Origin of the sequence: Paenibacillus sp. JJ-223, from assembly GCF_927798175.1 — a bacterium.
GTDB lineage: Bacteria > Bacillota > Bacilli > Paenibacillales > Paenibacillaceae > Paenibacillus > Paenibacillus hubeiensis.
Window position 1 is genome coordinate 1 of record NZ_CAKMMP010000023.1, and the last position, 18,482, is coordinate 18,482.

Consider the following 18,482-nt stretch of genomic DNA (forward strand, 5'->3'; position numbering starts at 1 on the left):
ATTTTCAATATTATAGCTATTTATTTGAGAGACTGCTTCCGTTATTGGATTGAGGAAAAGGCTGGCTGCACCGTTACATATATTCGAAAGTCCTGTGGCATATTACCTGTAGATGGTTGTACGTCTGTGTCGGAGAACGACGCCCTATACTCAGGAACAGGAGAGAATATGATGAAGCGATTTTTACTTTGCGCCAAATTGACCTTGCTGGCCATTGGCATGTTGGTGGGCACGGGACAAGTGGATGCATCGCCGATTAACGGGGCTTATCATTTTGGTTTCAAAAAAAGCGAGAAAGGCCAGCTGCCGTCCATTGATCAAGAAGGCTTCAAAGCCATTTTGCAGCAGAATGATGCCATTTTTTTGGGAGATACGAAACAAAAGGAATTGTACCTCACGTTTGACAACGGGTATGAGAATGGATTTACGCCGGCGATTCTGGATGTTTTGCGCGACAAGAAGGTGCCTGCCGCCTTTTTCGTCACAGGCCATTATTTAAAGGATCAGCCGGAACTCGTGAAACGCATGGCAGCGGAAGGGCATGTCGTGGGGAATCATTCCTGGAGCCATCCGGACATGACTCGCATCTCCAATGAAAAAATAAAAACGGAGTTGGCACAGGTTCAAACGGAGATCCATCGTCTCACGGGCCAACAAACGTCCTATTTGCGCCCGCCGCGCGGCATTTTCAACAACCGTACATTGGCCGAGAGCCGTGCCCAAGGATATGTGAACGTTTTTTGGTCCGTAGCTTACAAGGATTGGGATACGAACGTTCAGCGGGGGACCGATTATGCGCGTCAGCAAGTGCTCAAGCAATTACATCCCGGGGCGGTCATCTTGCTTCATTCGGTCTCAAAGGATAATACGGAGGCGCTGGCATCCATTATCGACGAAGCGCGCAAGCAGGGATATGTATTCAAACATTTGAACGAGCTGAAGACGAAAAGTTATTGAGGGTAAGTTCACATAAAAAGGGCATCCTGTCCGGCGTACGACGTCCGCGTGCAGGAATGCCCTTTTTCGATGTTTGGTTAGACTACGGTATGATAAATGATGCCGATTGTTTTTGGACCACAATGGCTGCATATTACGCATCCGGCGGTCGTGATTTCTACGCGGGCCCCCGTTTGCTCCTGCAGCGTTTTTTGGAGAGCAAGCGCATCCTCCTTCGCCATGGTGTGCACAACGATGATCAGGTCTTTATCGATCTGCTCTTTATCGGCCAGACTGTTCTGGAGCATCTGATCCATCGCTTTTTCCCGTTTGCCGCGCACTTTGTAAGCCGGAGTCATTTTCCCGTCGGCCACACGAATGACCGGACGGATCTTCAACAGGCTGCCGATCAGATTTTGCATGCCGGAGCAGCGTCCGCCCTTATACAAATATTCCAGGGTGTCAATGACAAACTCTGTTCGCACATGGGGCCGCACGCTTTCCACCAGCTTGGTGACCTCAGCCAAGGTTTGCCCTTTTTCAGCCGCCTGCACCGCCTTCATGACGAGCAAACCAATCCCGGAAGACAGATTAAGGGAATCTACGACGGAAATTCGCCCCTCCGGGAATTCAGTGCTGGCAATTTTGGCGTTCTGATATGTGGAAGAAAGATCGGAGGACAGGCTGATATACAGGATGTCGTCTCCCTGTTCTATGTAGGGTCTGAAAGCAGCCATGAAATCGGCCGGGGAGGGTGCAGCTGTTTTGGGCAGCCGTCCGTCCTGGTCCACTCGCGCATATAGTTGTTCAGGGGTGATTTCCACCCCATCCTTTAGCGATTCGTCCCCGAAAACGACGTAAAGGGGAATGACGCCGATGTCATAAGTCTGAATCCATTCGGGATTCAAATCGCTGGTGCTGTCCGAAAAAATTTTGATTCGTGGCATGTCGATCTCCTTTGTTCAATTGGAATGTTGAAGACGTTACATCATTAAAGTAGATAGATCCCGGCGAACACAAGAGCTGCACAGGCCAGAATCATCAGGCCATTCAGCAGGGTTCCAATGACGGCGAATACTTTCCTGCGATTCCGTATGACCAGGCCGACGATCCCGACGATTAAGCCGGCCAGGTTAAGAATGATGCAGGCCAGCATCGAGACGGAGGCCAGGATGATGGCCGGGTGCAATGCAAGCTGTTCCACTTGCTCGGGAGTGAGCGCATGGCCCATGTAGCTGCTTATCGCGGCTGTCACCAGAACAAATATGACGATGTAGGCAAGCAGCGCCGTGATGCCGATCACGAAACTGGCGATTCCGGGACCGGAATGTTTTGTTTTTGGGTTAGATGATTGATCGTTTGCATGATAATCCTGATTGGGGGATGATTCAGGGAAGTCAAATTCATGCCCAGGCTTTTGATCCATAACGTAATGTCCCTCCTTATCCGTTATAGTAGGGTTTTAAACTTCATTTTTTTCTTTCATTGACAAAACTGCAATCCTTAGCTCGCTGCAATTTTACCTTATAACTTTTCCATAATTAACGATAAAAATCAAGGTTTTGTATGCATGCAGCATGTATACGAGATTAAGCCTCATCCGTGCCGGGAGGAAATGAACGGCGTCATTCTGCGCAACTGGCAAATGCCCCGTCATTTCGTTACAATAAACATGGTGCAGAGTGAAAGTGGGAAGACTGAATCAAGAGGAGAGAAGAACATGCAACGAAGATGGATGACGGTTGGTGCCGTATTGACGATGCTGTCCGTAGCCATAGGCGCATTTGGAGCGCATATGCTGAAGGAGTTCGTTGGGGCCGACGCCATCGCCGTATATGAAACCGGGGTGCAGTATCACATGATTCATGCCCTCGGTTTGCTGATCATCGGGCTGACGGCAGGGCAACTCGGTGAATCGGCCAAACTTCGCTGGGCGGCGAGGTTGTTGTTGATCGGCATTATCGTTTTTTCGGGAAGTTTGTATACACTCACCATAACAGGGGTCAAAATGTTGGGAGCCATCACGCCCATCGGAGGCGTAGCGTTCATTCTCGGATGGCTGCTGTTCGCGCTCGATTTGTGGCAGCGCGGCGCAAGCCGAAAATGAAGGAAAAAGCAGCTTACGGGGAAGTGATGACGTTTCCGGCGTAGGCTGCTTTCGTTTGTTTTGGCGATATTATAAAAACTCATCGATTTCATTGGTTTTAAAAGAATAAACCTGTTTTTCATCCACATGATATACGCTGACCATATCGTTGTCCCGGTCAAAATTTAAAATTCGGCATGGAATGCTCTGATGTTTGCCTTTTTTGTTGTTCACAACGATCCGCGTCAGTCGTTTTTCCTTGATTAGCGTTTCAATCCATGCATCAAACGAATTGCCGGTAGGCGAACCGGTCTCTTTGGAAGCAGGAGCCTCCGGCGGAGCGGTCGGTTGTGCTTGTGCCTGCACTTGCACTTTTTTTCCTTGCCGTGCAATAATGGAGTCTTTTTTCGCTTGGATGGTCGCTTCGATAATTTTGCCAAGCTCGATGCCGGATTGGATCCGAAAATCCGCGATCGGTTCCCCTGCATTTAAGAGTTCCAAGAGGGACTGCATTGCCAAAGCGTTCGAGCGGCTCTTGATTAGAATATCGACGTTAAACAAATAGCCGACGTCTTCACTATTGGATAAGTTTTCTTTCATTGATCCCAGCCCCGTTAAAAGATATGTGTCGTCTGACATTGGCCTTGTACACGATTACATCCAGACATTGCCTTTGCCGAACTTATGTAAATTGCACTGCGTAGGCAGGTGCCTTGACAAATGCAATGATGAACATCATTAACTATATCATTAAAATTGTAATAATCCTAGTGTTCAATACAGAGAAAATAGGGTGTGTATATGGGGTTTGAGCACACAGACACTAGCATTGAAAGGAGCACGTGATGAAAAAGGCGATTTTGGTGACAGAATGAAAGGATACGAAATACAGCTTCAGGCAAGTTGATTGTGGAAAAGGAATCATATTTATTTTTCAAGGGATGAGTAAGCATGGAATGCGTCATTTTTATCGGGATTCAGGCTTCAGGGAAATCAACGTTCTATAGAGAGAGGTTTTTCCAAACACACATGAGGATTAATCTCGACATGTTGAGGACGAGAAATCGGGAGAACTTGTTTATACAAGCTTCGCTGGAGGCCAAGCAGCCTTTTGTCATCGACAACACCAATCCGACCATGGAAGAGCGGCAGAAATATATAGGCTGTGCCAAAGAACATCGATTTAAAGTCATCGGTTATTTTTTTGAGCCCGACTATGCCCTCTCGTTGGAAAGAAACGGGAAAAGGACGGGGGAAGAAAGAATTCCGGAAATCGGCATCAAGAGTACATTGAAGAAAATGCAATCCCCATCATATCGTGAAGGATTTGACGAGTTATATACCGTTAGGTCGACGGGTGGACATTTCTTCGTTGAGAAAGCAGACCCCAAGCTAGTAGAGTAAACGTTTGTCTCTTATATTTTTTGTGGATTATACCGATGATATAATGACTGACGTAAAAAAAGGATGATCGGCATGCCACCTAGAGACAGCATTTTCGAGAAAATCATGAAATCAAAACGAAGCCAGCTCCCTAAACGGGCTCAGCCGGGCAGAGCTGCTCCGCCTCAGAAGCTTGGTGGTCAAGGACCTGTTGAAATGGATGCGCATCATTTGAATCTGGCGAACGAAGAGCAGACCCGCAAAACGGAACTTGAACGCATATTGGCCATTCGAAAGGAATTATCGGACATAAGGCATATGAAAAAAAAGCAGTAACCAAATTCCATGGGACCACTTCATGATGCTTGAAGTGGTTTTTTCGTTAGGCTACGTACATTGGGATATCGATTTTTAACTGTGTAACGCATCAAATCGTGAGTAAAGAAGATTTTTTTTCAATCACAGCTTTTATTGTTGAAACACTTTGTTCGATGGATTGATGGGTTGTGTCAATAATATTGGATTCATAGCGACCCAAATTGTTAAACTGCTCCCACATGTTCTCTACCAACTCTATGTTGGAATTTTCGTCCAATTTGGATCGATGGATTGCTCGTCTCATGGTTACTTCTTTAGTCGCTCTTAAGATAATATAATGTACTTCATAATGATCTTGTACAGCTTTTAACCATGGCTCTAAAAACCAAGGACCAACAATTCCATCTATAATCACATCGAACCCACCACGTGCAAAACGTTTTGCAGCTTCCAAAAAGGCTTCAATAACAATCAAGTTTTGTTCTTGTGATTCCGGTAAAAATGGAGGGATTGTCCCTTTTTGAATATAGTGATAGAAATCATCAGTGTGCATATGTACCGACTTTGTTAAATTAGACTCTTTAGCAACAATGGATGCCGTTGTACTTTTACCCGTCCCTGGTGAACCCGTAATTATAATAATTCGGCCTTGTTTCATAAATATTCTCCTTAATTAAATGTTGGTTTAAAACAACACCCTTCAATCCACTAACCTGCCAAATTGGTTTGACAAAAATTAGAATAAATCCCTAAAGTCGGTAATTGAATTTCATCGCTCGAACTGAATCGTCACACCTTTGGTTCCGACGTTTCAGTTTAAATCCATGGGTAAATCCTTTCCAAACAGTGGTAATATGAATATGTATATTACTCCAGTTCCTTTACGATCTTGGAGAAAGGGTGAAAAGTATGGCGATCTATATTACCGGAGACATTCACGGAACCATTAGCGTTAATAAACGTCTCAACTCAAAAAATTTCCCACAACAAAAACAACTGACGAAAGATGATTATGTAATTATTTTAGGTGATTTTGGATTGATTTGGAATGGTAGTCATGAAGACGAATACTGGCTAAAGTGGTTGAACAAGACGAAGCCTTTCACAACGCTTTTTATAGATGGTAATCATGAGAACTTTGATTTGCTTGAAGAGTATCCAGTCGAACAATGGAATGGCGGTATGGTGCATAGAATCAACAACAGCGTTATTCATCTGATGCGTGGACAGGTGTTCACTATTGAAGAGAAGAAGTTTTTCACGTTTGGAGGGGCTGCTTCACACGACAAAGAATACCGCAAGGAAGGTAAATCCTGGTGGAGTCGAGAGATGCCATCACTAGAAGAGTACCAAGAAGGATTGAAGAACTTAGAGAGGCATAACTGGAAAATGGATTACATACTTACTCACACTTGCTCAACCACAGCCTTGGAATACATTGAGCAGAGGTGTGACATTTATATGGATCTGGATGAGATGCATCTATATTTTTATGACATTGAACAGAAGGTAGTGTATAAGCAATGGTACTTTGGCCATTTTCATCATGACTTTGAGTTGCCTAATAAGCAGAGATTGCTGTATACAGATATGATCAAGTTGAAATAAAAAAATATGTCAATGATCGGGGGCTTTTATGAAAAATGCCATTGGTGAGAGACTAAAGAAAGCAAGAAAACAAATGAATCTTACACAGATTCAGGTTAGGGGTTAAAGTTATTGAGGGGGTTATAGCGGTGTACGGAGTTGTTGCTCATTTTGACCAGGATACAGAGCTCTATGTAAAGCAGGTTTGGAAAGAGTTGAGTGATAATGCAGTTTCCAAATATGCAGAAGAAGTACAAGATAGACGACCTCATATTACGATAGCAGGTTATGACTCTGACGTAGATATCGAGAAATTCATAAGCGATTTTGACTGCTTTTATGAATCAAAAAAACAACTTTCAATCACTATGAACTCGATAGGGACCTTTTTGAACACAGGGATTTTATTCCTTGCTCCTGTTCCTTCCATAGAGTTTTTAACGTTCCATGCTAATCATCACAGTTTTTTTGAAAAATATCGAATGAATGCTGAGTCTCAATATCTTCCTAATAACTGGATACCTCACTGTACAATAGCAAACAGATTAAGCGATGAGAATTTAAAAGAAGCGATGTCTTACTGCACTAAAAGAATCGAAAAAATAAGTGCTAGTATCGTTGAAATATCAGTAATCAAAGCTATATACGAGAATAATAAATGTATAAAGTCACCATCTATTCATACGAAAGCTTTGGGCATGGTCTAAATTACGATATAACCAAAGAATCACTTCCACAGTACAACCGCCTTGCTAAGCAAGGCGGTTGTCTTATGCTTAGTAATTAACATTAGGATCGAACATAGCCATATTTTTAAGTCAGGTCCTATGAAACTAGAAGGGAAACTCTCTGTGTTACAATTAGTAACCATTTTTTGTCCTTTCCTACAAGACCGATTCTAGAAATGAGGCTGTCCAAAACCACTTGGCTGACGATAAATGCGTCGAAGGGATACATATGTGTGGTGTAATTACTGTAAGCTGATTTAGGTATTAACTGAAACTATTGGTGAAGAGCATTGGTTTTCTTAATAGCACGAGGCGACAATGGAATTTAAATCTCCGTTTAAATCCGTCCGATCTCTTCTTTTTTATCTGGATGCAAAAAAATAGCCCCCACCATCTTTGGAAGGAGCGGAGGCTATACGTTAAAAAATAAAAGAGCGTTGTGCCCTTACTTTCCCCTATGGTTATTCAGCCCTTGATACACAGCAACGGCCAATACCGAACCGACAAGCGGGGCGATGAGAAACACCCATAATTGGGATAAGGCCTGTCCGCCGAGCAAAAGAGCTGGTCCCAGACTTCTTGCAGGATTGACGGACGTTCCCGTCAAGGCGATGCCAAGAATATGTACGAAAGCGAGCGTTAGTCCGATGACCAGACCGGTGATGTTTCCATTGCTTTCATTGGAGGTCACGCCCAGAATCGTGTAAATAAATACGAAGGTTAAAACGACCTCGACAATGACCGCCATGAACGCCGTAATCCCGATCCCGTAGCCAGGGCCGAAACCGTTTTGACCGAGCCCCGTCGTGGGCATGCCTGCGGAGACGATGATGGCGTACAGAAGGGCAGAGGCAGCGATCGCCCCAAGGATTTGCGAAATAACGTACCCGATAAAGTCGCTACCCTTTAATTTACGGCTCATGAACATGGCGAGTGAAACCGCCGGGTTGATATGGCATCCCGAAATCGGTCCGATCACGTAGGCCATCGCCACAATAGACAGCCCGAATGCCAATGCAATGCCCAAATATCCAAGCTCTCCCCCTGCCGTTGCGGCACTGCCACAGCCGAATAGAACCAGAACAAAAGTTCCAATGAATTCAGCAGCATACTTCTTTAATGAAACGTTCATAACCTACCTCCCAAGAAATAAAAATCCTTTTTGATATTAAACGAAACGAGTATACAAAAACTGTACAAGAAAAGAGGACATGGACCCGTTTTCAAAATGAAGAGAAGTCTGCACGGTTTTAGACGACGGATGTTTGGTATCGATCGCCTTTGTGGAGTGTGCAGCACCTAAATGATATAATTTCTACAAAGAATAGGAGAGGGAGGCAAGGCCAATGAAAGATGAGTTCTTGGAACGGCTTGAAGCTTGGCATGAACAGGATGAATTCGAGGAGATCGTGGATGCGATTACAGAGATCAAGGAGGAAGAGCGGGATTATGCCCTGGTCAGCCATCTGGGGAGAGCACTGAATAATTTGGAGCGTTACGAAGAAGCAGTCGAGCAGTTCTTGTCGGTTGCTGAAGAGGGACAGGATGACCCGCTCTGGCATTATCGCATCGGTCTGGCTTATTATTATTTGGAGCAATATGAACATGCCCGTGAAGCCTTTGAAAAGGCAGACCGACTGGAGCCGGGAGATGAAGATACGCAAGAATTTCTGGAATGGATTCGGAGCAAAACCAAAACCGATGAGAAGGCTGTAGGGACAGCCCAATCTGCCGCCGGAACCCCAATCGAAACGGCAAGCATTGGCGAAGCGGAAATCGGGGATTTTTGGGATGATCACGCAGAAACCGCAGAACAATTTGTGTTGGCCCCGCCGACCGATGAGCAGATTGCTGCCGTGGAGGAACAATTGGTTTTCAAGCTGCCCGCATCCTATATTAAGATGATGAAATTACATAATGGTGGAGTTCCGCGTTATCGGTATTTCGCTGTCAGCGATGCGGACGCTACCGAGAAGAGACGCATTGAGGTTTCGGGCATGCTGGGCATCGGGCGGGAGAAGAGACACTCGCTGTGTGGAGAAGCCGGCAGCCGATTCATCATCGAGCAAGGAGGCTACCCGGAAATTGGCGTAGTGCTATGCGAGTGCCCGGCCGAGTCAGAGGTGGTGATGCTGGATTATCGGGCAGCCGGGAATGCTGGCGAGCCCGAGGTTGTTCATATCGATAAAAACCAAGGTTACAAGATCACTTGGCTCGCTCCCGATGTTGACACCTTTATTCGGGGTTTGGTGAATGAGGAAAATCGTTCTCCCAACTTCCAAGGTTCACTTTAAGGAAACAGGCGAATCTTCAAAAAGCAGGTGATCGGATGAGGTTTAGCACTACGCCATACTTCAGCGTATTCCGGATGGCGCCGGTTCTGGCTCTGGTTCTCTTCATGACGGCGTGCACTTCATACACCAAAGTGTCTTCGGAAGGGGTTAAAGCTTTTAGGCAGGATATCAAGCAGAATTTTCCACTTATCCAAAAGACGGAGATTCGTTACTCCACTCCTAGGGTTGAAGTTACTTACAAGCTCAAAGAAGAACTTAACGAAGCAGAGGTGCAGCTTCTTTTTACGAAGACCCAAGCATTCATGACAAGTCCATCCTTTCAAAGCGAGGTGGTTGATGGTCAGTACCGTATAAAGTATCCAAGTTGGGGCGACCCGGAGCTTGCAATTACTTTAACGGTTCGCGGAGAAGATGCTGCGGTCTACCGGTTCATCTGCATGCCAGAGAACGTCGAAACGGATAAAGATGAACCAGTGTACACTCACTGGTATGTATACGCTGAGGATGATGCGGAAGGAAAACCTTATCCCGATCAAAAAACGGAAATCAAAAAATGAAGGTGGCCTGAGCCTCTTAACAAGGGTTCAGGCTATTTGTTTTGTCCTAGAGTACTACGGGGGATGAGTCTGTTTCTATTTATACAGATAGTGTATGGGAAGCTGAATTTTACTCTTAGCATGAAACCAGCAGATGTCGCATTTCATATGATTATCCGTCTGGAACGACGAATCCGTATTCTTGAGGTTCGCTTCGAACCGTAGGTGCACAGTAAACCTATTAGATTAACGTTGATAAGTTAGGTTGCGGCCCATCATCGAGATCTTATTAAACCCGGGCAGATGTCCACACAGCCGCCCTGATTCAGGCATACACTTTATCGTGATCTGCGATGAAGAGGAGGAACGAACAGATGGTGACCATGGAACCGATCGTGGTGGAAGGGCATGTTCTGACAGGCGTGGAAGTGAAGCTGCCCAAAACCACTTTGCTGACGATAAATACGTCGAAGGGATACATCATGTGTGGTGCCTTGGACGTTGGGCTGCTGAATGAGAAGCTAGGGGACCGTAAAATCATTGCCGCCCGTGCGGTCGGCGTACGCACGTTGGATCAGCTGCTGCATGCGCCTATGGAATCGGTAACGACCGAAGCCGAAGCGATGGGCATTACCGTGGGCATGAGCGGCGTCGAAGCTCTATTGAAAATGATTTAATTTAGATTTAATTACGACATGATGACAAAAGGCTCCCGGAGGGGAGCCTTCTTTATTTTTATTATTATTAAGCCTGTTCGTCCGCAAACAATGCGGCAAGGTTTTCGTTAAACGGTGCGCGCACGACGCCTTTTTCCGTGATGATGGCCGTTACATATTCGTTCGGGGTCACGTCGAACGCAGGATTGAACACTTTGACGCCTTGCGGCGCCGTGCGTTTGCCAAATCCTTCGGTGACTTCCTCGGCTGCGCGTTCTTCGATCGGAATGAGATCGCCGGACGGCGTGGACAAGTCGATGGTGGACAGCGGGCTTGCCACATAGAACGGAATATTGTGGGCCTTCGCCAATACGGCGAGGCTGTACGTGCCGATTTTGTTGGCTACGTCGCCATTGGCCGCCACGCGGTCCGTACCAACGATAACGGCTTGAATCCATCCTTTGGACATGACCATGCCGGCCATGTTGTCGCATAGCAGCGTAACGTCGATGCCGGCTTGCTGCAGCTCGAATGCAGTCAGGCGCGCGCCTTGCAGCACGGGACGGGTTTCGTCCGCAAATACCTTGAGTTCGATGCCGCGTTCCTTGGCAAGGTACATCGGCGCGGTCGCCGTACCGTATTTGGCCGTAGCGAGTCCGCCGGCATTGCAGTGCGTCAGCACGCCCATGCCGTGCTCGAAGAGTGGCAGCGCATTTTCACCGATCATACGGCACACTTCTTCGTCCTCTTTTTGGATCAACAAGGCTTCCGCTTCCAAGGCGGCGCTGCCGTCATCGATGGAGGCTCCGGCTTGAGCCAATTCCTGCGCTTTGTTCAACATGCGATCCAGTGCCCAGAACAGGTTCACGGCTGTAGGACGCGATGTAGCCAGGTGGGCGCAGATCGATTTGACATGTTCCAGCCATCCTTCGATGGATGAGCCGTCATAAGCTTTGGCACCCAGCACCACGCCAAAGGCAGCAGCGATGCCAATGGCTGGCGCTCCGCGGACTTTCATGGAGTGGATGGATTCCCATACTTCTTCCGGCGTGTACAGCTTCAGCATAACGATGCTTTCGGGAAGCAGTCGCTGATCCAGCATTTCAAGCTTGTCCTGTTTCCATATAAGGGAAGACAGAGGTTGATAATCGGTTGTTGTCATGGTGTTCCCCCGTTCCTGTTTTTAGCGTTCCAGCGTGGATCCGGCCGCAGCCACGGTATCGAGCAGTTCGTCGATCGAATTCAAGCTGCGGTTGCTTTTAATCAATGCTTTGCCGATGGCCAGCGATTTGCGTTGGGCCCGCTCGCGGGAAGCGGCATCCTTAATCGTGTCGATATCCGCGACGTGGGCAAGGCCGACGATGCGCCGGACCATTTTGGCGCCGGCAAAACCGGCAGTGTCACGCAGCAGTTTTTGTACATAATGATCCTCATAGCCCGGGGCTTTCGCCACAGGATCGAGCAAATGGGTTGTCCATAAGGCACGGAAACGGGATTCGAATTCGGTCCATACATCCCGTACCATGTCCAGCATTTCGATTTCGCGAGCCTTCCGGGCAGCGTCATCCTGAATCCACCCCGGCACGGCAGCGTAATGAAGAAGCAAATTGGCCAGCACCGCGCCGATATCGAAACCCATCGGTCCGTAATAAGCAAATTCCGGGTCGATGACTTTGGTCGATTCCGGGGTAACGAAGATGCTTCCAGTGTGAAGGTCGCCGTGGATTAAAGCTTCGCCATGGGTCAAAAACTTTTCCCGCAGCAGCGCAACTTCAAGATGCAATGCTGCATCCGTGCGAAGGGCTTCGGCCTCATCCTCGATGGAGGCTTCATAGTTGTTTTTTTCCGCAATGCGGTAAGGTTCGTCGAAAATCAAGTCTTCCGTAATTTTGCACTGGTCAGGGTTGATGAAGCGGCCCTGTTTCTCTTTTTTCGATTTCTGATCCATGCCCAGGTCCGAGGTGAAAAACAGCGTCCGCGCCATGAATTCTCCGATATGGCGGGCGAAGAGCGGATAAGACATGCCGTCGATCAGGCCTTTGCGCATAATGGTGTGATCGCTCAAATCCTCCATCACCGTCAAAGCAAGAACGTCATCATAATGGTAGACCGCCGGGACCGATCCCGGACAAATGCGATATTGCTCCTGCAAAATTTCCCTTTCAATCCGGGCGCGCTCCAAGGAAAGGGGCCAAGACTCACCGACGACTTTCGCATAAGGGAGGGCTTGTTTGATAATGATACTTTTATCGGAGTTTCGGTCCGTGATGTGAAAAACCAAATTCAGGTTGCCGTCGCCGATCTCGCGGCATTCCAACTCGGAATCGGCCGTGAATGGACCGGGTATCGTTTTTGCGAGTTCCATCGCGTCTTGGGAAGTCAATGGATGATATTGAGTCAAGGATGCCACCTCCATGGTTAAGAAAACAGAAAACCTACTTCTCTGCTTGGTATAAGTGTCAGTATATCGGAAATACCCGCGTTTTTGTACTTTTTTTTGCTGCAGGGCGTTCAAGCTTGGTTCAACCCGGGGAAGCATGGGTAAAATCAGGATAGGCCCGACGGAGAACGTGCCCGGGAGATCACGAATCATTGGTAAAGTCTCTGTGGTGCCCGCGCATGAACCCGGGAAGCATGGCATGACAGGCTAATTTTAGATAAAGGATGGGATATGCATGGCTACAACAAATAAAACCAATCAAGCAAAAACCGTTCAAGAAATACTGAATCGTCAGGTGGCCAACCTGAACGTCCTTTACGTGAAAATCCACAACTACCACTGGTACGTCAAAGGCCCGCATTTCTATACATTGCATGTGAAATTTGAGGAATTTTACAACGAAATTACGGCACAGATGGACGAAATCGCCGAGCGTTTGCTGACCCTAAAAGGAAGCCCTGCCGCTACGATGAAAGAGTATCTGGAGCTTTCCACCATTCAGGAGGCATCCGGAAAAGAAGACGCAAACGCGATGGTCCAGAATTTAATCGAGGATTTCGCAACGCTGTCGAACGAGTATCAGGAGGGCATTGACGCTGCAGAGGAAGCGGAGGATCAACCGACTTCGGACATGTTGACCGGCTTTAAGGCCGATCTGGAAAAACACATGTGGATGCTGCGCTCGTTCCTTGGATAATAAATACTCACCCGGCTTGAAGGTTCCTCTTCCGAAAGGATAAGTTGTCAGAAATGCGCCAAGCATCTATACTGCTGACAAAGACCGATTCGGGAGGGGGACGACATGTCACAACCAACGGCTCCGGCTCTGAAGGAATGGGCTTCTGCGATCAAAGAGCTGGAAAGCGGCCGCCAAATTTTGGTGATGCGCAAAGGCGGCATCGTGGAGGAAACGAGGCATTTCGAACTGAAAAGCCTTGCTTTCTATTTGTATCCGACCTATGAGCACCAGCGCAAAGAATTGATCAAGCCGGCAGAACAACCGCGTGTAGATGAATCCATGGCGGGGTGGTCCCCGGATCTGCAGGCGATCCAATTGACGGCGTACGCCGAAGTGACGAAGGATCTTGAGATCCGGGATCAGGAAACGCTGGAGCGACTGCAAGAATTTCATATGTGGACTTCGGATTTTGCGGAAGCGCGTTTAAAATGGAAAAGAAAAGATCCGCTTCATGTGCTGCTGCTTCGCGTATATCGTCTGAATGAGCCGATGGAGATCCCTGTGCTGCCCGAATACAATGGCTGCAAATCTTGGATTTCCGTTCCTAATGGTCCGGTGCTGCGCGAAATGACGCCGGTGCTGGACGTTGCGGAATATGACAGACGGGTGAAGCGAATTGAAGAAGCGCTGCGAGCGGATTAACGCGGAAAGGACTTGTCCATAATCTGGATAAGTCCTTTTTTTGGCTTTACAAAGAAAGGATCCAAGATGCCGTTTGTCAATTTCAGTGATTTTTCTCACTGTTCAATTGCCGCGGCACCGCATTCTAATTTGATTCAAGTCCCGATTTATTATAGAATCATGTAGAATAATGTTTGAAGGAAAGACATCCTTTCTTTAGGAAATGTCTTGATAATCAGTGAGAATCAGATTAGAATTATTCTAAAGTTCTATGCTGATGGTTGAAGACAACCGGAAATTCAGGGGAAGCCCTGTTCAGATACAATGATGGGTGCTTTTTCGTTTTGACAGCTAACATCAATTCTACCAATGGAGGGAAACAATACACATGGCTACGAATTTCGTCATCGAAGGTCTGAAAGCGGAGATCGAAGGCAAAGAAATCCTGAAAGGAATCAACCTGCAAATGAAAGGTGGAGAAATCCACGCGATCATGGGTCCGAACGGAACCGGTAAATCCACGCTGGCTTCCGCATTGATGGGACATCCTAAATATGAAGTAACCGATGGAACCGTAACGCTGGACGGTGAAGACCTGCTGGAGATGGAAGTGGATGAGCGCGCACGCGCCGGTCTGTTCCTGGCCATGCAATATCCGAGCGAAATCGCAGGCGTAACCAACTCCGATTTCCTCCGCAGCGCAATCAATGCACGTCGCGGCGAAGGCAACGAGATCTCCCTGATCAAGTTCATTCGTCAAATGGAAGGCAAAATGAAAGACCTCGACATGAACCCGGAATTTGCGCATCGTTACCTGAACGAGGGTTTCTCGGGCGGTGAGAAAAAACGGAACGAGATTCTGCAAATGATGCTGCTTGATCCAAAAATCGTCGTACTGGACGAAATCGACTCCGGTCTCGATATCGACGCTTTGAAAATCGTAGCGAATGGCGTCAATGCCATGAAGAGCGAAGAGCGCGGTTTCTTGATCATCACTCACTACCAACGTTTGTTGAACTACATCACGCCTGACTACGTTCACGTTATGATGCAAGGCCGTATCGTCAAATCCGGCGGTCCTGAGCTTGCTGAACGCCTTGAAGCAGAAGGTTACGATTGGGTTAAAGAAGAACTGGGAATTACAGACGAAACTGTAGGCCAAGAAGCGTAAAGACTAAACGGAGGAGGAAATTTCATGACTACACAAACCATTCTTCCGGTTGAATCTGAAGCGCTTCGCGCCTTGTCGGAAAGCAATCAAGAACCCGGCTGGCTGACTGAGCAGCGTCTTGAGGCACTGAAGCTTGCAGGCGAACTCGCGCTTCCCAAACTGGAAAAGCAAAAAATCGAACGCTGGAATATCAGCGAATATGGAACATATAAAGCAGCGGAAGCCCTGACTTCCCTGGATGATGCTCCTGCGAGCATCAAAGACCTGGTACAGGATCAAAACGAAGGCGGCTTGGTCATCCAACGCAATTCCGGCAACGTATACGCAAAACTGTCGGAAGAGCTCGCTGCCAAAGGTGTTATTTTCACGGATCTCGCTACGGCGGCTCGTGAACATGAAAACCTGGTGAAACCGTACCTGAATACGGCTGTCAAAGCCGATGAGCATTCGATTGCTGCGCTGCATGCAGCGCTTTGGAACGGTGGAGTATTCCTTTATGTTCCTAAAAACGTGGAAATCGAAGTGCCTCTGCAAGCCGTTTTATTGACCGATGATGCTTCTGCCACATTTGCGCCGCACGTGCTGGTTGTTGCGGATACGAACAGCTCCGTTACTTACGTGGATAACTATGTTTCGAGCGAGCTGTCTGCACCTGTATTCCATAACGGCGTCGTAGAAGTCATCGCCAAAGCTGGCGCGAAAGTGCGTTATGCGACAGTCCATCAAATGGATGCTCAAGTGACGGACGTATCGTTCCGCCGCGCTGTTCTGGAGAACGACGCAACGATCGAATGGATCGTCGGGGAAATGAACAATGGAGATACGGCGAGCAACACGATGAGCGTGCTCAAAGGCAATGGTTCGAACTCCGATTCCAAAGTGATCGCGGTTGGTTCCGGATCGCAAAAAATCAATTACACGACCGAAGCACGTCACTTCGGTAAAAATACGCCATCCCAAATGATCACACGCGCGGTAATGCGCGAAGAAGCTTCGGCGATCATCAACGGAATCACGAAGATCGAAAAAGGCGCAACCAAAGCGGACGGACAGCAAACAGAGAAAGTGTTGATGCTGAGCCCGAAAGCACGCGGAGACGCTAACCCGATCCTCCTGATCGATGAGGATGACGTAACGGCAGGTCACGCAGCTTCGGTAGGCCAAGTCAATGCAGAGCAGGTTCATTACTTGATGTCGCGCGGGATTAACCGTACGGATGCGGAACGCCTGATCATCATCGGCTTCCTGGCTCCGGTGGTGGCGGATATTCCTTTGGAAGCATTGCGTACCCAATTGCAATCCCTGATCGAACGGAAGCTGGGTCGATGAACCCATCCATCCGCGAGCAGTTCCCGATCCTCCACCAGGAAATCAACGGACACCCGCTCGTATATCTGGACAATGCGGCGACGTCGCAGAAACCGCAGTCGGTTATCGATGCGATTAAGCATTATTATGATTTTGAGAACTCCAACGTGCATCGCGGAGTTCATACGCTTGGAAGCCGGGCAACGGACGCCTACGAAGGCGCTCGCGAGAAGGTTGCCAAATTCATCAATGCCCGTCGCACGCAGGAGATCATTTTCACCCGCGGCACAACGACGGCTTTAAATATCGTCGCTTCTTCCTATGCACGCTCCGTGTGCAAGGAAGGCGACGAAATCGTGATTACGGCGATGGAGCACCACAGCAACCTGATTCCATGGCAGCAAGTGGCCAAGGCAACTGGAGCGACGTTGAAATACATTCCGCTTCAGCCGGACGGCAATATCGATCTGGCCGATGTCGAAAAAACGATCACGGGCAATACTAAAATTGTCGCGATCGCTTATGTATCCAATGTGATGGGTGTCATCCATCCAGTGAAACAAATTGCCGAAATTGCGCATCGCCACGGTGCCGTTATCGTTGTGGACGGAGCGCAAAGTACACCGCACATGAAGGTTGACGTGCAGGACTTGGATTGTGATTTTTATGCGCTTTCCGGCCACAAGATGTGCGGTCCTACCGGAATTGGTGCGCTTTACGGCAAAAAGGCGCTGCTGGAGTCCATGGAACCCGTCGAGTTCGGCGGTGAAATGATTGACGATGTCGGTCTTTACGATTCCACCTGGAAAGAGCTGCCGTGGAAGTTCGAAGGCGGTACGCCGATTATTGCCGGTGCAGTAGGGCTTGGCGCTGCGATTGACTTCCTGGAGCAGATCGGCATGGACGAAATTGCCCGGCATGAGAGCGTGCTGGCGGCGTATGCCACAGAACGCCTGTCTGAAATCGGTGGGCTGACCATCTATGGGCCGGCCAAACGCCATGTCGGTGTCGTTACCTTTAATCTGGGCGACGTTCATCCGCATGATGTGGCAACCGTGCTTGACGCCAGCGGAGTCGCGATTCGTGCCGGACATCACTGCTGCCAGCCATTGATGCGTTGGCTGCAGGTCAGCGCGACGGCTCGCGCCAGCTTTTATCTGTATAATACCGAACAAGATGTGGACCGGCTTGTCAGCGCCTTAATCCAGACAAAGGAGTATTTTGGCGATGCAACTTGATGATCTGTACCGGCGAGTCATAATGGACCACTACAAAAACCCGCGCAATCGCGGAACGTTTGATAATGAAGCCGTCACGGTGGACTTGAACAATCCAACCTGCGGCGACCGGATTTCACTGCAGCTTATGTTGAAGGACGGAATCGTTCAGGAGGCCAGATACACGGGAGAAGGCTGTTCCATCAGCATGTCTTCGGCGTCGATGATGACCGAAGCCATCCAAGGCAAAACGATGGAGCAGGCGCTCGATCTGGCGAACCGTTTTTCCTCACTGATGAAAGGGGAAGAAGTTGATTTCGACGATTATGAAGATCTCGAAGCCCTATCCGGTGTGAACAAGTTCCCTGCACGCATCAAATGTGCCACTCTGGCCTGGAATGCACTGCGCAAAGGAATTGACGATGAGGACAATGTACAATAACGATAGGGAGGTAGAGCAAG

22 protein-coding genes are annotated in these 18,482 nt (G+C 48.1%); 15 read left to right on the plus strand and 7 right to left on the minus strand.

Annotated features, from left to right (window positions below; all coding sequences use genetic code 11):
* The first annotated feature begins 171 nt into the window (after window positions 1-171).
* Entirely contained in the window at window positions 172-957 is a 786-nt protein-coding gene (gene pdaA / locus L6H98_RS28795) for a delta-lactam-biosynthetic de-N-acetylase (RefSeq protein WP_236421223.1), read from the plus strand.
* Window positions 958-1,034: 77 nt separating this feature from the next.
* Here pdaA and L6H98_RS28800 read toward each other — a convergent pair whose 3' ends face one another.
* Both L6H98_RS28800 and L6H98_RS28805 read right to left on the minus strand, forming a co-directional pair.
* Window positions 1,035-1,883: a DegV family protein gene (locus L6H98_RS28800; RefSeq protein ID WP_236421144.1), complete on the minus strand. Its 849-nt coding sequence runs from the start codon at window positions 1,881-1,883 to the stop codon at window positions 1,035-1,037.
* 44 nt (window positions 1,884-1,927) lie between these two features.
* Window positions 1,928-2,362, minus strand: a complete 435-nt coding sequence (locus tag L6H98_RS28805; protein ID WP_236421145.1) for a hypothetical protein — start codon at window positions 2,360-2,362, stop codon at window positions 1,928-1,930.
* Window positions 2,363-2,656: 294 nt separating this feature from the next.
* Here L6H98_RS28805 and L6H98_RS28810 point away from each other — a divergent pair, with 294 nt between their 5' ends.
* Window positions 2,657-3,043 carry a DUF423 domain-containing protein gene (locus tag L6H98_RS28810; protein ID WP_236421146.1) on the plus strand — a complete coding sequence of 129 codons (387 nt, stop codon included), beginning with the start codon at window positions 2,657-2,659 and terminating at the stop codon, window positions 3,041-3,043.
* Window positions 3,044-3,112: 69 nt separating this feature from the next.
* Here L6H98_RS28810 and L6H98_RS28815 read toward each other — a convergent pair whose 3' ends face one another.
* A complete protein-coding gene (locus tag L6H98_RS28815) occupies window positions 3,113-3,622 on the minus strand; it encodes a hypothetical protein (protein WP_236421147.1) in 510 nt (169 codons plus the stop codon).
* 351 nt (window positions 3,623-3,973) lie between these two features.
* Here L6H98_RS28815 and L6H98_RS28820 point away from each other — a divergent pair, with 351 nt between their 5' ends.
* Both L6H98_RS28820 and L6H98_RS28825 read left to right on the plus strand, forming a co-directional pair.
* A complete protein-coding gene (locus L6H98_RS28820) occupies window positions 3,974-4,426 on the plus strand; it encodes an ATP-binding protein (protein ID WP_236421148.1) in 453 nt (150 codons plus the stop codon).
* Between the two features lie 72 nt (window positions 4,427-4,498).
* Window positions 4,499-4,741, plus strand: coding sequence for a hypothetical protein (locus tag L6H98_RS28825; protein ID WP_236421149.1), 243 nt, complete (start codon window positions 4,499-4,501; stop codon window positions 4,739-4,741).
* A 91-nt stretch (window positions 4,742-4,832) separates the two neighbouring features.
* Here L6H98_RS28825 and L6H98_RS28830 read toward each other — a convergent pair whose 3' ends face one another.
* Entirely contained in the window at window positions 4,833-5,381 is a 549-nt protein-coding gene (locus tag L6H98_RS28830) for an AAA family ATPase (protein ID WP_236421150.1), read from the minus strand.
* Window positions 5,382-5,632: 251 nt separating this feature from the next.
* Between L6H98_RS28830 and L6H98_RS28835 the strand changes: the two genes are divergently transcribed.
* Complete coding sequence (locus L6H98_RS28835; protein ID WP_236421151.1) at window positions 5,633-6,331, plus strand: metallophosphoesterase family protein; 699 nt, start codon at window positions 5,633-5,635, stop codon at window positions 6,329-6,331.
* A 128-nt stretch (window positions 6,332-6,459) separates the two neighbouring features.
* Window positions 6,460-7,017 carry a 2'-5' RNA ligase family protein gene (locus L6H98_RS28840; protein WP_236421152.1) on the plus strand — a complete coding sequence of 186 codons (558 nt, stop codon included), beginning with the start codon at window positions 6,460-6,462 and terminating at the stop codon, window positions 7,015-7,017.
* A 466-nt stretch (window positions 7,018-7,483) separates the two neighbouring features.
* Here the strand turns inward: L6H98_RS28840 and L6H98_RS28845 are convergent, their stop codons facing one another.
* A complete protein-coding gene (locus L6H98_RS28845; protein ID WP_236421153.1) occupies window positions 7,484-8,170 on the minus strand; it encodes an aquaporin in 687 nt (228 codons plus the stop codon).
* 214 nt (window positions 8,171-8,384) lie between these two features.
* On the opposite strand from L6H98_RS28845, the gene L6H98_RS28850 reads away from it, so the two are divergent.
* The 3 genes from L6H98_RS28850 to L6H98_RS28860 all read left to right on the plus strand — a co-directional run bounded on the left by L6H98_RS28850 (window position 8,385) and on the right by L6H98_RS28860 (window position 10,545).
* Window positions 8,385-9,332, plus strand: coding sequence for an SMI1/KNR4 family protein (locus L6H98_RS28850; protein WP_236421154.1), 948 nt, complete (start codon window positions 8,385-8,387; stop codon window positions 9,330-9,332).
* A 74-nt stretch (window positions 9,333-9,406) separates the two neighbouring features.
* A complete protein-coding gene (locus L6H98_RS28855) occupies window positions 9,407-9,889 on the plus strand; it encodes a hypothetical protein (protein WP_236421155.1) in 483 nt (160 codons plus the stop codon).
* Between the two features lie 353 nt (window positions 9,890-10,242).
* The gene (locus L6H98_RS28860; RefSeq protein WP_236421156.1) at window positions 10,243-10,545 is read left to right on the plus strand and encodes a DUF1805 domain-containing protein; all 303 of its coding nucleotides are present in this window, start codon (window positions 10,243-10,245) and stop codon (window positions 10,543-10,545) included.
* Window positions 10,546-10,612: 67 nt separating this feature from the next.
* Here the strand turns inward: L6H98_RS28860 and mtnA are convergent, their stop codons facing one another.
* Both mtnA and mtnK read right to left on the minus strand, forming a co-directional pair.
* Complete coding sequence (gene mtnA / locus L6H98_RS28865) at window positions 10,613-11,686, minus strand: S-methyl-5-thioribose-1-phosphate isomerase (protein WP_236421157.1); 1,074 nt, start codon at window positions 11,684-11,686, stop codon at window positions 10,613-10,615.
* A 21-nt stretch (window positions 11,687-11,707) separates the two neighbouring features.
* On the minus strand, window positions 11,708-12,925 hold the full coding sequence (gene mtnK / locus L6H98_RS28870) for an S-methyl-5-thioribose kinase (RefSeq protein ID WP_236421158.1): 1,218 nt from the start codon (window positions 12,923-12,925) through the stop codon (window positions 11,708-11,710).
* A gap of 274 nt (window positions 12,926-13,199) precedes the next feature.
* On the opposite strand from mtnK, the gene L6H98_RS28875 reads away from it, so the two are divergent.
* From L6H98_RS28875 to sufU, 6 genes are all read left to right on the plus strand, one after another.
* Window positions 13,200-13,661 carry a Dps family protein gene (locus L6H98_RS28875; RefSeq protein WP_236421159.1) on the plus strand — a complete coding sequence of 154 codons (462 nt, stop codon included), beginning with the start codon at window positions 13,200-13,202 and terminating at the stop codon, window positions 13,659-13,661.
* A 105-nt stretch (window positions 13,662-13,766) separates the two neighbouring features.
* Window positions 13,767-14,345, plus strand: coding sequence for a DUF1802 family protein (locus tag L6H98_RS28880; protein ID WP_236421160.1), 579 nt, complete (start codon window positions 13,767-13,769; stop codon window positions 14,343-14,345).
* A 367-nt stretch (window positions 14,346-14,712) separates the two neighbouring features.
* Window positions 14,713-15,495, plus strand: coding sequence for a Fe-S cluster assembly ATPase SufC (gene sufC / locus L6H98_RS28885; protein WP_236421161.1), 783 nt, complete (start codon window positions 14,713-14,715; stop codon window positions 15,493-15,495).
* 24 nt (window positions 15,496-15,519) lie between these two features.
* The gene (gene sufD, locus L6H98_RS28890; RefSeq protein WP_236421162.1) at window positions 15,520-16,824 is read left to right on the plus strand and encodes a Fe-S cluster assembly protein SufD; all 1,305 of its coding nucleotides are present in this window, start codon (window positions 15,520-15,522) and stop codon (window positions 16,822-16,824) included.
* Window positions 16,821-18,041, plus strand: a complete 1,221-nt coding sequence (locus tag L6H98_RS28895) for a cysteine desulfurase (protein ID WP_236421163.1) — start codon at window positions 16,821-16,823, stop codon at window positions 18,039-18,041. Before sufD ends, L6H98_RS28895 begins: the two co-directional genes overlap by 4 nt.
* Window positions 18,031-18,462, plus strand: coding sequence for a Fe-S cluster assembly sulfur transfer protein SufU (sufU, locus tag L6H98_RS28900; protein ID WP_236421164.1), 432 nt, complete (start codon window positions 18,031-18,033; stop codon window positions 18,460-18,462). The genes L6H98_RS28895 and sufU overlap by 11 nt, the downstream gene beginning before the upstream one ends.
* The last annotated feature ends 20 nt before the right edge of the window (window positions 18,463-18,482 follow it).

Bases quoted from the DNA above. Each gene is read 5' to 3' on its own strand.
- pdaA (WP_236421223.1), top strand. From the start codon at position 172: ATGAAGCGATTTTTACTTTGCGCCAAATTGACCTTGCTGGCCATTGGC.
- L6H98_RS28800 (WP_236421144.1), bottom strand. From the start codon at position 1,883: ATGCCACGAATCAAAATTTTTTCGGACAGCACCAGCGATTTGAATCCC.
- L6H98_RS28805 (WP_236421145.1), bottom strand. From the start codon at position 2,362: ATGGATCAAAAGCCTGGGCATGAATTTGACTTCCCTGAATCATCCCCC.
- L6H98_RS28810 (WP_236421146.1), top strand. From the start codon at position 2,657: ATGCAACGAAGATGGATGACGGTTGGTGCCGTATTGACGATGCTGTCC.
- L6H98_RS28815 (WP_236421147.1), bottom strand. From the start codon at position 3,622: ATGAAAGAAAACTTATCCAATAGTGAAGACGTCGGCTATTTGTTTAAC.
- L6H98_RS28820 (WP_236421148.1), top strand. From the start codon at position 3,974: ATGGAATGCGTCATTTTTATCGGGATTCAGGCTTCAGGGAAATCAACG.
- L6H98_RS28825 (WP_236421149.1), top strand. From the start codon at position 4,499: ATGCCACCTAGAGACAGCATTTTCGAGAAAATCATGAAATCAAAACGA.
- L6H98_RS28830 (WP_236421150.1), bottom strand. From the start codon at position 5,381: ATGAAACAAGGCCGAATTATTATAATTACGGGTTCACCAGGGACGGGT.
- L6H98_RS28835 (WP_236421151.1), top strand. From the start codon at position 5,633: ATGGCGATCTATATTACCGGAGACATTCACGGAACCATTAGCGTTAAT.
- L6H98_RS28845 (WP_236421153.1), bottom strand. From the start codon at position 8,170: ATGAACGTTTCATTAAAGAAGTATGCTGCTGAATTCATTGGAACTTTT.
- L6H98_RS28850 (WP_236421154.1), top strand. From the start codon at position 8,385: ATGAAAGATGAGTTCTTGGAACGGCTTGAAGCTTGGCATGAACAGGAT.
- L6H98_RS28855 (WP_236421155.1), top strand. From the start codon at position 9,407: ATGGCGCCGGTTCTGGCTCTGGTTCTCTTCATGACGGCGTGCACTTCA.
- L6H98_RS28860 (WP_236421156.1), top strand. From the start codon at position 10,243: ATGGTGACCATGGAACCGATCGTGGTGGAAGGGCATGTTCTGACAGGC.
- mtnA (WP_236421157.1), bottom strand. From the start codon at position 11,686: ATGACAACAACCGATTATCAACCTCTGTCTTCCCTTATATGGAAACAG.
- L6H98_RS28875 (WP_236421159.1), top strand. From the start codon at position 13,200: ATGGCTACAACAAATAAAACCAATCAAGCAAAAACCGTTCAAGAAATA.
- L6H98_RS28880 (WP_236421160.1), top strand. From the start codon at position 13,767: ATGTCACAACCAACGGCTCCGGCTCTGAAGGAATGGGCTTCTGCGATC.
- sufC (WP_236421161.1), top strand. From the start codon at position 14,713: ATGGCTACGAATTTCGTCATCGAAGGTCTGAAAGCGGAGATCGAAGGC.
- sufD (WP_236421162.1), top strand. From the start codon at position 15,520: ATGACTACACAAACCATTCTTCCGGTTGAATCTGAAGCGCTTCGCGCC.
- L6H98_RS28895 (WP_236421163.1), top strand. From the start codon at position 16,821: ATGAACCCATCCATCCGCGAGCAGTTCCCGATCCTCCACCAGGAAATC.
- sufU (WP_236421164.1), top strand. From the start codon at position 18,031: ATGCAACTTGATGATCTGTACCGGCGAGTCATAATGGACCACTACAAA.